At 60.8% G+C, this 11,356-nt stretch carries 9 protein-coding genes; 2 read left to right on the plus strand and 7 right to left on the minus strand.

All coding sequences use genetic code 11. The features are described 5' to 3' along the window. Window positions 1-66 precede the first annotated feature (66 nt). The 5 genes from ACW9JC_RS24830 to ACW9JC_RS24850 form a co-directional block, all read right to left on the minus strand. The gene (locus ACW9JC_RS24830) at window positions 67-1,482 is read right to left on the minus strand and encodes a purine-cytosine permease family protein (protein ID WP_457458263.1); all 1,416 of its coding nucleotides are present in this window, start codon (window positions 1,480-1,482) and stop codon (window positions 67-69) included. Between the two features lie 160 nt (window positions 1,483-1,642). Further along, window positions 1,643-3,478, minus strand: coding sequence for an amidohydrolase (locus ACW9JC_RS24835; RefSeq protein ID WP_457458265.1), 1,836 nt, complete (start codon window positions 3,476-3,478; stop codon window positions 1,643-1,645). 154 nt (window positions 3,479-3,632) lie between these two features. Next, the gene (locus tag ACW9JC_RS24840) at window positions 3,633-4,649 is read right to left on the minus strand and encodes a helix-turn-helix transcriptional regulator (protein ID WP_457458267.1); all 1,017 of its coding nucleotides are present in this window, start codon (window positions 4,647-4,649) and stop codon (window positions 3,633-3,635) included. 72 nt (window positions 4,650-4,721) lie between these two features. Further along, window positions 4,722-5,567 (minus strand): nitrilase family protein, encoded by an 846-nt coding sequence (locus tag ACW9JC_RS24845; protein WP_457458269.1) that lies wholly within the window; start codon window positions 5,565-5,567, stop codon window positions 4,722-4,724. Then, window positions 5,564-7,063: a purine-cytosine permease family protein gene (locus ACW9JC_RS24850; RefSeq protein ID WP_457458271.1), complete on the minus strand. Its 1,500-nt coding sequence runs from the start codon at window positions 7,061-7,063 to the stop codon at window positions 5,564-5,566. Before ACW9JC_RS24850 ends, ACW9JC_RS24845 begins: the two co-directional genes overlap by 4 nt. A 199-nt stretch (window positions 7,064-7,262) precedes the next feature. Here ACW9JC_RS24850 and ACW9JC_RS24855 point away from each other — a divergent pair, with 199 nt between their 5' ends. Beyond that, the gene (locus ACW9JC_RS24855; protein ID WP_095192681.1) at window positions 7,263-8,165 is read left to right on the plus strand and encodes a LysR family transcriptional regulator; all 903 of its coding nucleotides are present in this window, start codon (window positions 7,263-7,265) and stop codon (window positions 8,163-8,165) included. A gap of 169 nt (window positions 8,166-8,334) precedes the next feature. On the opposite strand, the gene ACW9JC_RS24860 is transcribed toward ACW9JC_RS24855, so the two are convergent. Continuing rightward, window positions 8,335-8,868: a cysteine hydrolase family protein gene (locus ACW9JC_RS24860; protein WP_457458273.1), complete on the minus strand. Its 534-nt coding sequence runs from the start codon at window positions 8,866-8,868 to the stop codon at window positions 8,335-8,337. Window positions 8,869-8,936: 68 nt separating this feature from the next. Further along, the gene (gene ggt / locus ACW9JC_RS24865; protein WP_338581849.1) at window positions 8,937-10,664 is read right to left on the minus strand and encodes a gamma-glutamyltransferase; all 1,728 of its coding nucleotides are present in this window, start codon (window positions 10,662-10,664) and stop codon (window positions 8,937-8,939) included. Window positions 10,665-10,800: 136 nt separating this feature from the next. Between ggt and ACW9JC_RS24870 the strand changes: the two genes are divergently transcribed. Continuing rightward, window positions 10,801-11,313 (plus strand): methylated-DNA--[protein]-cysteine S-methyltransferase, encoded by a 513-nt coding sequence (locus ACW9JC_RS24870; protein WP_457458276.1) that lies wholly within the window; start codon window positions 10,801-10,803, stop codon window positions 11,311-11,313. Window positions 11,314-11,356: the final 43 nt, after the last annotated feature.

Below are 11,356 nucleotides of genomic sequence, written 5' to 3' on the forward strand. Positions count from 1 at the left end.
CATCGCCGGCAAGCCGTGCTCCTGCATTGGCTGATCAGCAAGTGTAGACGCTATTGAGGATGTATCTTATTCAGGCCTTTGAACTTCGGCAGCGGATATCCCGAATGCCGATGTCCGGGCCAGCAGGAAATACAGAATCCCCGGCACCACCAGCCCGACAATCCACGAAATATCCACGCCGCCGAGCTGCGCGACCATCGGTCCGGAATAGAAATGGGTGTCGACGAAAGGCAACTGAATCAGCACGCCGACGACATAGACGCCGATGCCCAACAGGTTCCAGCGACCGTAGCGCCCGGCCGGATCGGACAAGGCCGGGATGTCATAACGCTCCTTGTTGATGAAGTAGTAATCCACCAGGTTGATCGCGCTCCAGGGTGTGAAGAACGTCAGCAGGAACAGGATGAAATACTTGAACGAGTTCAGGAATGAATACTGTCCAAGCAGCGCCAGCGTGGTCGACGCCGCGACAATCACCAGCACGAACAGCATGCGCTGGCCGGCGGTGATTTCGAGGCGGCTGCGGAAACCGCTGATGATGGTCGCCACGCACATGAAGCTGCCGTAGGCATTGAGGGTCGACACCGTGACCTTGCCGAACACCACGCTCAAGTACAGCAACGAGGCCATCACCCCGGTACTGCCCAGGCCGACGATGGTCGCCACTTCATGACCACGGAAATTCGCCCCCGCCAACGCCGCCGCGAATACGCCCAGCACCATCGACGCCTGGGCGCCCAACACAGTGCCCAGGCCGACGGCGGTGAAGGTTTTCCAGGAGGATGTCTTGCTCGGCAGGTAGCGCGAATAATCCGCCACATAAGGGCCGAACGCGATCTGCCAGGAGGCGGACAGCGACACTGCCAACAGGAACGTGCTCCAGCCGAAATGGCGGTTTTCCAGCAACAGGCCGATGTCGTTGAGGGTCATCAAACGGGTGAACAGATAGACGAACGCAATGACGCCCAGCACGCTCGCTACTCGCCCGACCAGATGAATCACCCGATACCCGAACATCGTCAGCAGAGCGATGCACCCGGCAAAAATCAGGATGCCTGCACTGTCGCTGACGCTGATCAACTGGGCAATCGCCTGCCCCGACAACACCGCACCCGTGGCACTGAAACCGAGGTACATCAGGCACACCAGCACAATCGGGATCGCCGCGCCGTAGACCCCGAACTGCACGCGGCTGGAGATCATCTGCGGCAAGCCGAGCTTCGGCCCTTGCGCCGCGTGCAACGCCACCACCGCGCCGCCCAATACCTGGCCGATCAGCAAGCCGATGAGTGACCAGAACACATCACCGCCCAACACCACGGCCAGCGCCCCGGTGACGATCGCGGTGATCTGCAGATTGGCGCCGAGCCACAGGGTGAACTGGCTGTAGAGGCTGCCGTGGCGCTCGGCTTCGGGGATGTAATCGATCGAACGGGTCTCGATCAGGAGACTTCGTTGGGGGCTGTCTGTGGCGTTGGTCATTACGGGTTTCTCTTCTTATAAATTCAGAGTATTGCGGGTCCCCAGTGGGAGCGAGCCTGCTCGCGATAGCGGCGGCACAGCCAGCATCTCTGTGTCTGACACACCGCTATCGCGAGCAGGCTCACTCCTACAGGGATTGTGTCTGGCTGACAGGCCAGATCTATTTTTGGGCGACTTGCCCCACAAACGGCACCTTGGCCCACACCACCTTGCCGCCGACCATCGTCATCAACACCTGATTGCGCCCCAGTTCATCCTCGGGCACCTGCATGAAGTTCTTGTCCAGCACGATCAGATCGGCAAACTTGCCCACCTCCACCGAACCGACGACTTTCTCCAACTTGAGCTGTTCGGCGGCGTTGAGGGTGATGGTGCGCAGCACTTCTGCACGGGACAGTGCCGGGTCGGCGTTGAGCCTGCCTGCGTAGTTGGGGCCATAGCTGTGCGGGTTCTGCGGATCGCCCGAGCGGGTGACACCGACTTTCAGTGCGAGGAACTCGTCGAGCGGATCGACCGGCCAGTCGCTGCCATAAGCCACACGTCCGCCAGCAAGGGCAATGCTGCCCGACGGTTCCATGCGCGCGAAGCGTTCGACACCCAGGTGATCGCTGGTGCCGTCGACCGTGGACGGCGCTTGCTGCGCCCATTGGAAGGACATGTTGGCGGTCACGTCGAGCGTCTTGAAACGCCCGTAGTCGGCAGGGTCCACCGATTCGGCATGGGTGATGGTCGGACGAAAGCCGTTGCCGGGCAGTTGCTGGCGCACGTATTCGATACCGTTGAGCGAATCACGCACCGCGCGATCCCCGGTGGCGTGCAGGTGCGGGTCGAGTCCGGCCTGCACCGCTTTGAGCAGCAGCGGATTGAGCACCTGCGGCGGGAAATACAGCTCGCCACGGTTTTTTCCCGCAGTCCATTTCGGCGCTTTCTCGGTGCCGGCGTTGTGCAGGTACGGGGTCAGCATGGCCCCGGTATCGGCCGGTGCGTTGATGATGCCGTCCATGAACAGTTTGACGTGGCGCATGCTCACGCCCGGCGCGACCTGGGCTTCGCCCTGATCGTAGGTGGTGGCCAGTGCCTTGGCTTCGGCGATGGTCTTGGCCGGGTCGGCAGTGGCGGCGGCCGGGTCGAGTTTGATCGACAATATGGCGCGGGCCGTCAACTCGCCCGATTGCTGCAACGTGGTGAACGCCTTGCCATTCTCCGGCCCCGACAAGGCATCGAAGAAACTGGTGATGCCCTGCTGGCGCATGGCGTCGAGCGCGGCGCGGCTCTGGATCAGCTTCTCGGCATCGGTCGCCGGCGGCACCACGGCGGCCATGGTATCCGCCGCGCCGTCCTCGCAGATGCCGGTGGGGTTGCCGGCACTGTCGCGCGCGTACTTGCCGTCGGCGGGGTTGACCGTGTGCTTGTCGATGCCGGCCACTGCCAGACCACGGGAGTTGGTCAGCACGGTGTGGAAGTCGGTGGAACGTACCTGAATCGGCCGTTTGGTGTTGAGCGCATCAAGGGTCGATTTGTCGGCATCGCCGTCGAGGCCGGTCATGCCCATGCGATCCCAACTGCCGACTTCAAGCCACACGTCCTGGCCTTTGTCCTTGTCGGCATCCAGGCACGCCTGAATGGCTTTTTGAAAATCCTTACGCGTCATCGTCTGGTATTTCAGGTCGCACAAGGTCATGGCCCGACCGCCATCGCCGGGATGCATGTGCGCATCGATGAAGCCCGGCATCAGCATGCGTCCGGCCAGATCGATCACCTGCGTCTGTGCACCGATGAATGAGGCTGCCCCCTCATCGCTGCCGACATAAACGATCTTGCCGCCCGTGACGGCAACGGCCTGCTGCACCGAATCCTTGCCATCGACGGTGTAGACATAACCGTTGCGCATGACCATGTCGGCGCTGGTCGGACTTTGGCTCTGGCACCCCACCAGCGCCACACAGGAAACGGCCGTTGCACCGGCAACGGCGATAAATAGCCTGGAAAACATCACTGGCCCCACCTCTGTTTTTATAGTTTTTGAAGGGCCCGGCCACACGGCCGCGCAAGCCCTTGATATGCAGGGCATACCCTATAGCGCGCGGTGGCTGGACGGACCTCTGCAAATGAGGAGGGTCAGGCAAAAAGTGGGGGGTGGTTATGATTTCCTACGGTTGCGGTGTGCAGGCGGAACCCTGCGAACGCAGGACTGAACCCAGTTCCACCTTGCTCTTCACGCCGAGTTGCAAGTAGCAATTGCGCAGGTAGGTGCGCACGGTGGCCGGGCTCAGGCCGAGGATTTTGGCGATTTCCTTATAGGAATGACCGGCAGCGAACAGCATCGCTGCGGTCCGTTCCCGAGGCGCCAGCACCGCGCCGCGTGGTTGTGTTTCCAGCGACAGGATGACGTGCTCGGCGTTCGGCGTGAGGGTCAGCGCCGAGCGTCCCAGGCGCATCACGCAAGGTGCCTTGGGCAATTGCGCGATGATCTCGGCGGGCAGCGTGGAACCGCTCCAGTCGGGCAATTCCCGTTGAATGACCGCGCACAACCCGGCGCCGATATACAGCAAACCGCCGTCGCGCCGCGCCACCCCGAATTCGCTGGCACCGTTGCCGGTGTCGACGCGGATCATGTCCTGCACCTGGAATCGCCACAGCTGCAACAAGTGATCGCAGAACGCCGAGAACAGACCGGCCTCGTTGTCGCTGAACGCCGGAGCATCGCCGCCACGGTAGAGACAAACGAAAAACATCAAGCCGCTTTCGGGCAGCTCGAAGGTGATGCACATCGGGTGGTAGAGGTCATGCCGTCGGGCGAACGCGTCCACGTCGGCATCGGGATCGGTGAAGCCGCTGTCGCGGATGACCTCGCCGGGGCGGCTCAAGGTGTCATGGGAGAACTTGTCGCTGCCGGCACTCTGTTGCCATTCGCCGGCAAACGATTCGGGCAGATCGATGCGCCCGTGCATCCAGCTTTGCGGTGGCGCGCTTGCGACCGAGGTGGACATCTCGCCCCACCACGCCGAAGCGAACGGCACTTGTTGACGCAACACCTGCAAGCCGTCGGCAATGAACTCGGCGGCACCCCGCTCCCGCGCCAGACGCCCCAATTGCAGCAGACAACGGTTGAACGCTTGCAGCATCGCCATCGACGGGTCGATGCCCAGCTGATTATCCCCCTGCATCGTGCCGATCCTGTTCGTAACATGGTCTGTCGTTTCGACGATGCCACAGGCGCCGGGATGGCGTCCACAGGATCACTGAGCCGAACTGCTCAACTCATACAACAGCGGCCGCCGATCCCGATGCAGATCATTGCGCTCGCTGATGCGTTTGTTGCGCGCCTCAGCCAGGTTCAGCGTGGCCAGCAAAATCTGTTCGCCGCCCTGCTCCGCCGGCCCGGCCAATGGATAACCGTCGGCATCGACGATCACCGAACCCTGCACCCAACCCACGCCGCGCTCGTGACCGTAACGGTCACACGCGGCGATGAACATCCGGTTCACCGAGGCATTGGCCTGCACCCGCAGGACCTCTGCCGGGCGCTCGGTTTGCGGGCGTGGACCGTCAGGCCAGTTGACTGGCGCGCACAACAGATCGGCACCGGCCAGCGCCGGAAGACGCACCCACTCAGGGAACTCCAGGTCGTAGCAAATCAGCACGCCGATGCGTCCGTGGACCGTTTCGACCACCGGCGGCGCAGCGTCGCCAGCAGTGAAGATTTCCCGTTCGGCATCCCACAGATGCGCCTTGCGGTACACCGCGCGCACACCCTGGGCATCGATCAGCGCGGCACTGTTGGCCAGTTCACCGTTGGGCAAATGCTCACAGAAACCGCCGACCACAATGATGTTCAGTTCCCGGGCCAAGGCTTGCCACAGGCGCAGGGTCGGGCCATCGCAGGTTTCCGCCAGCGCCAGCGCTTCGTTGCGATCGGCGAACAGATAGCCGCTCTGGATCAGTTCCGGCAGCACCACGACTTGAGCGCCCTGCAACGCCGCCGAACGGATCGCCCGTTCGGTGAGGGTGCGGTTGTAAGCGAGGTCGCCGATTTTCGGTGCCAGTTGGCAACAGGCGACCACGGTGTTTTTGGCAATGTTCAACGCACCGGCTCCGCTGTTTGATAAGTCATGGCGACAATGTCCTTTTCGGTAATCGAGTCGATGACCCGGCGCTCGGCGTTGAGGTCCAGCGAACGACTGAGGATGTAATACGTCAGGCCCGACACCAGCAATCCGACCAGCCACGCGATATCGACGCCTTCGAGCATCCGTGCCAACGGGCCGACGAACACTTCTTTGCCGGCAGCGGCGTCAAAAATGTAGAAGAACGGCACCATGGCCGCGAAGCCGATCAGGTACGAGACGATGCCGCGAAATTGCCAGGCGCCATAGATGCCTTTTGGCGTGAAGAAATGCGGGATCGCGTAGCGACCTTTGCGCACGAAGAAGTAATCGACCAGGTTCACAGCGGTCCACGGCACCAGGAAGTACAACAGCAAGACGAGGAAGGTGTTCAGCAGCGCGATGCCGTCACCCTTGATCGACAGCACGCAGGTCAACAGGATGATGCTGATCGCGCTGATCGACAGCACCCGGGCACGAGGCGTCGGGGTGATTTTCCTGATCGAGTCAACGCCGGTCAGCAGCGTCAGCATGGCGCTGTAGGAGTTGAGCGCGATGATCGGCAGGAATCCCGCCACCGAGACGATCACCAGCAAATTGCCCAGCCCCGGAATCATCGAAGAGCCGACCTGATTCAGCGCCACCAAGGCATCGACGGCTTTCAATTCCTGGGCGAGCCATGCACCGAGGCCGATCATCCAGCTACCGGACAGCGACGCACCGATGAACACCGCCGCGATCAGTTTCGGGCGGCTGGTGTTTTTCGGCAGGTAACGCGAATAGTCGGAAACGTACGGCGCATAGGAAATGTTGTAGCTGGCGCCGATGGCAAACAGTGTGGCGAAGGCAATCCAGCTGAAACCCAGATCGGTCGCCGGCGTGACGCCTTCGGAACCCGCGCCGAACATCAGGGCAATGGTCACCAGCGCATACAACGGAAGTGTCGCCAAGAGCGCCCACTTGAAAGCCTTGTGCATCAGGTCATGGCCGTAGATGGACAGCAACGCGCCGACCAACACCACGGCCACCGCGACGATGGTCGGGTCAACACCGAACACATGCTGCAGCCCGTTCATGATCAACGAGATGTTCACCACGTTGAAACCGACGAACACAAACATCGTCGCCATCAACGCCAGGATCACCCCGCGATAACCGAACTGGGCGCGGGACTGGATCATCTGCGGCAGGCCCATTTCCGGACCTTGCGAACCGTGGAAGGCCATGAAAATCGTGCCGAACATGATGCCGAGCGCGCCGGCCAGCATCGTCCACAGCGCCGACAAACCCAGGCTCGGGCCGACAAAACCGATGGAGATGGTGAAGAAGTGGAAATTGCCGAGAAACCAGAATGGCCCCTGGCTGCTGAGTTTGGCGTGACGTTCGTTTTCCGGGATGTAATCGATCGAGTGGCCTTCGATGGCCAACCCGCTGCTCGCCTCGGCGGCGTGCGCAGAAAGTGGAGAACCTGACATACGATGATTCCTATGCAGTTGATTGTTTTTGTTTTGAGCGCAGCGGTCGATTCGACGTCCGGATCAGGTGGAACTCCAGAAAAAGCTAACGATGACGCTGGTTTCCCTGCAATGTATGGCGTTGGCTTCGGCCATAAAATATCTCAGGCGCACTGTTCACATAGATCAGCGTCTATGTAATCGAGTATCGGGAGCCTCCATGCTGGGAACTGTAACTGAGCTGGATCTGCGCTTGATCCGGGTATTTCTCACCGTCGTCGAAGCGGGCGGGATTTCAGCGGCGCAAACCGCGCTCAACACCACGCAACCGACCATCAGCGCGCAACTGGCAACGCTGGAAGCGCGAGTGGGTTTTCGTTTGTGCGAACGCGGTCGCGGCGGTTTTTCGGTGACGCCCAAGGGCGGTCAGTTTGTCGAGGCGGCGCGGCGCTTGCTGGCGGCGGCCGAGGGTTTTCGGGTCGAAGTCCAGCACATCAACCGCAAGGTCTCGGGCAATATCAACATCGGCCTGCTCGGGCAGATCGACCCGGTGGCGAACAAGAAAATCGGCTTGGCCATTGCACGCCTGCGAGCCCGGCACGAAGGGTTGTACTTCCACTTCACCGAGCTGTCGTCGTCGCTGCTGGAAGAAAAAATCATCAACAGCCACATCGATCTGGCCATCGGTTATTTCTGGCACCGTTTGCCCAACATCGACTATTTCCCGTTGTTCCAGGAAACCCAGATCGCCTATTGCGCGCCGTCGCACCCGCTGTTCGAACAAGTGGGCGCACTGACCCGCGAGGACGTCAGCCACTACGACTGGGTCTGGCCGAGCCACCCTCTGCCAGAAATGCCCGCACCCACTTCGATCGAACGCCTGACCGTGCTCACCGACAGCATGGACGGCGCCGCGCTACTGATTCTCTCAGGCCAGCATCTGGGTTTTCTGCCGCAACATTACGCGGCCCGGCATGAACAGCTTGGACAGTTGCACCCGCTCAATCCCGAATTACTTCGCTATGAGGTCGGCTTTCATGCGGCAGTCAGGCATTCGGCGCGGCAGCGGGATCTGGTCAGTGCGTTTCTGAACGAGTTGATCGATATCTTCGGCTCACCCTGAGTCGCTGTTTTTCCTCTGAGGTGATCTGGCCAGCTTGCACAATCCCCTTGTGGGAGCGAGCCTGCTCGCGATGAGGTCGGTACATTCAGCATCTACATCGACTGATACACCGCCATCGTCGGAACGCCGCCCGGAGCAAGCTCGGCTCCTACAGGGGGATGCGGTGTTTTCAGAAGCGGATTTTGGCAGTCGGAATCACGTCGATCCGCGCCACCGAACCGGTGAGGTGCGCCCAATCCTTGTTGTGCTCGGCAATGATGTCTTCAGCGGTGAGGTTGCCATTGTCGACGGTGGAATGCGCGTCCTTCGCCAGCACCACGTCATACCCCAGTTTCAACGCCTGACGCACAGTGGCGTTGACGCAGTAATCGGTTTGCAGGCCGCAGATGACCAGGCGTTCGAAGTCTTCCTTAGGCAACAGCTTTTGCAGGTTGGTCTGATAGAACGAATCCCCGGTGGTCTTGCGCACGCGCTTGTCTTCTGGCGAAGTCTCCAGCCCTTCAGCCAGTTGCCAGCCAGCCGCATCGTACGTGAAGAGACCGTCCGCCTCTTCGTGCTGAATCAAAACCACCGAAACGCCGGCAGTGCGCGCCCCCGTCGAAAGGTCGTTGATGGTATTGATCACGCGATTGATCTCGAAGCACTCGTATTCACCCGAGCATAGAGCCTGCTGGACGTCGATGATTAACAGTGCAGTGGTCATGATTCCTTCCTTGATAATTCAGAGGGGCAAGGGACGAACATAAGTCCGTCCCCCGCCAAACACAACCCTCAGTAACCCAACGACAACCCAGTGTTACGCCGTGGATCGTTGGCCCCGTAGAAACGGTTCTTGCCCACCGGTTTTCCGTCCAGCGACGGCGCGCCTACGAGGATCGCCGCCAAGTGGTTGGCATCCTGCGGGCCGGCGAACTTGTGGCCCCAGCTTTCGAGGATTTTCACCGTGTCGGGGCTGGTGGTGAAGGTTTCCAGATTGGTTTCCTCCGGCAGCCATTGCTGGTGGAAACGCGGCGCATCCACCGCTTCCTGGATATTCATGCCGTAGTCGATGACGTTGAGCATGGTCAGCAAGGTCGCGGTGATGATGCGGCTGCCACCCGGCGTGCCGACCACCATCACTACTTTGCCGTCCTTGGTGACGATGGTCGGGCTCATGGACGACAGCGGCGCCTTGCCGGGCGCGATGGCGTTGGCCTCGCCCTGCACCAGGCCGTACATGTTCGGCACGCCGATTTTCGAGGTGAAGTCGTCCATCTCGTCGTTGAGGATGACCCCGGTCTTGCTGGCCATGACCCCGGCGCCGAACCAGTCGTTAAGGGTGTAGGTCACCGAGACCGCATTGCCCCATTTGTCGACGATCGAGTAATGGGTGGTATTGCTGCCCTCATGGGGCGCTACGCCAGGCTTGAGGTCCTTGGACACGCCGGCCTTTTGTGGGTTGATCGCTTCACGGAGCTTGGTCGCGTAATTTTTATCCAGCAAATGGGCGATCGGGTTCTTCACGAAATCCGGGTCGCCGAGGTAACTGTTGCGATCGACGTAAGCGTGACGCATCGCTTCGATCTGGTAGTGCATGCCCTGGGCCGAGTGATAGCCCAGATCTTTCATCGGATAGCCTTCGAGGATGTTCATGATCTGACAGATAACCACGCCGCCGGAGCTCGGTGGCGGTGCCGAAACCACATGGTAGCCACGGTAATCGCACTCGATCGGCGCCAGTTCGCGGGTCTTGTATTTGTCGAGGTCGGCCTGGGTGATGATGCCCTTGTTGGCCTGGCTGGAGGTGACGATGGCGTCAGCTACCCAGCCTTTATAGAAGCCGTCGGCGCCCTTCTCGGAGATCTCGCGCAGGGTTTTGCCGAGGTCTTTCTGCACCAGTTTCTGCCCAACCTGCATCGGCTCGCCGTTGCTCAGGAAAATCGCGCCGGAGTCCTTGATGTCCTTCTTGAACACGTCGGTGGCGTAGTCCAGCAAATCGACATCGCCCTGCTCCAGCACGAAGCCGTCTTCAGCCAGTTTGATGGCCGGGGCGATCACGTCCTTGCGGGGTTTGGTCCCGTATTTGCTCAGCGCCAGTTCCATGCCGGACACCGTGCCCGGCACGCCGACGGCCAAGTGACCGCGTGTACTCAAGTCCGGAATGACGTTGCCCGCCTTGTCGAGGTACATGTCGGCGGTGGCGGCCAGCGGGGCTTTTTCGCGGAAGTCGAGGAAGGTCTTGCGGCCGTCGGCCAGTTGAATGGTCATGAAACCACCACCGCCCAGGTTACCCGCCGCCGGATACACCACCGCCAACGCGTAACCTACCGCGACAGCGGCATCGACCGCGTTGCCACCATTCTTCAACACATCCACGCCCACGTGGCTGGCCAAGTGCTGGGCAGTGACCACCATGCCGTTTTCCGCGGCGACCGGGGCGACAGAGGCCGCATGAGCAGTCAGGCAGCTGAGCGCCAACGAGGTCGCAATCAGCGATTTGGCAAAAGGTTCGTACTTCATGAGTCGGTCTCTTCTTGTTTTAAAGTAGGAAAACGCGTCAAAAGCAGTAGCCAAGTATGGTCGGGATTGCGTATTGCGCCTCCCCGACGAAGCAGTATCCTTAACACCTGTTCAACAATCAGGCGGGGCCTGCGGCATGACTTACACCTGCACCACCCTGGCCTCCCCGGTCGGCGAGTTGAAGCTGGTGGCGAACGGTTCAAGACTGGTCGCCATCCTCTGGGAAAACGACAAACCCGGTCGGGTGCGTCTCGGCGCGATGAACGAAGCGCCGGACAGCCCGATCCTGATGCGCGCCGCCGAGCAACTGCGCGAATATTTCGCCGGCACACGCCAGCGCTTCGAACTGGACCTGGATTTTGTCGGTACGGAATTTCAGAAAAAGGTCTGGGCGGCGCTGCTCACCATTCCTTTTGGCGAGACACGCAGCTACAGCCAGATCGCCGAACAGATCGGCAACCCGAGCGCGGTGCGGGCGGTGGGCGCGGCGAATGGCAAGAACCCGATATCGATTATTGCGCCGTGCCATCGGGTGATTGGCGCGTCGGGAAAATTGACCGGGTTTGCCGGGGGGCTGGAGGCGAAGGAACTGTTGCTGACGCTGGAAGGCGGGCATTGGCCAGGCACAGCGCGCTTGCCTGGCTTTTGACTTTGTAGGAGCTGCCGCAGGCTGCGATCTTCTAAAGCAAAAT

This window comes from Pseudomonas sp. SDO5591_S426 (assembly GCF_054070755.1).

Bases quoted from the DNA above. Each gene is read 5' to 3' on its own strand.
- ACW9JC_RS24830 (WP_457458263.1), bottom strand. From the start codon at position 1,482: ATGACCAACGCCACAGACAGCCCCCAACGAAGTCTCCTGATCGAGACC.
- ACW9JC_RS24855 (WP_095192681.1), top strand. From the start codon at position 7,263: ATGCTGGGAACTGTAACTGAGCTGGATCTGCGCTTGATCCGGGTATTT.
- ACW9JC_RS24850 (WP_457458271.1), bottom strand. From the start codon at position 7,063: ATGTCAGGTTCTCCACTTTCTGCGCACGCCGCCGAGGCGAGCAGCGGG.
- ACW9JC_RS24870 (WP_457458276.1), top strand. From the start codon at position 10,801: ATGACTTACACCTGCACCACCCTGGCCTCCCCGGTCGGCGAGTTGAAG.
- ACW9JC_RS24860 (WP_457458273.1), bottom strand. From the start codon at position 8,868: ATGACCACTGCACTGTTAATCATCGACGTCCAGCAGGCTCTATGCTCG.
- ACW9JC_RS24840 (WP_457458267.1), bottom strand. From the start codon at position 4,649: ATGCAGGGGGATAATCAGCTGGGCATCGACCCGTCGATGGCGATGCTG.
- ggt (WP_338581849.1), bottom strand. From the start codon at position 10,664: ATGAAGTACGAACCTTTTGCCAAATCGCTGATTGCGACCTCGTTGGCG.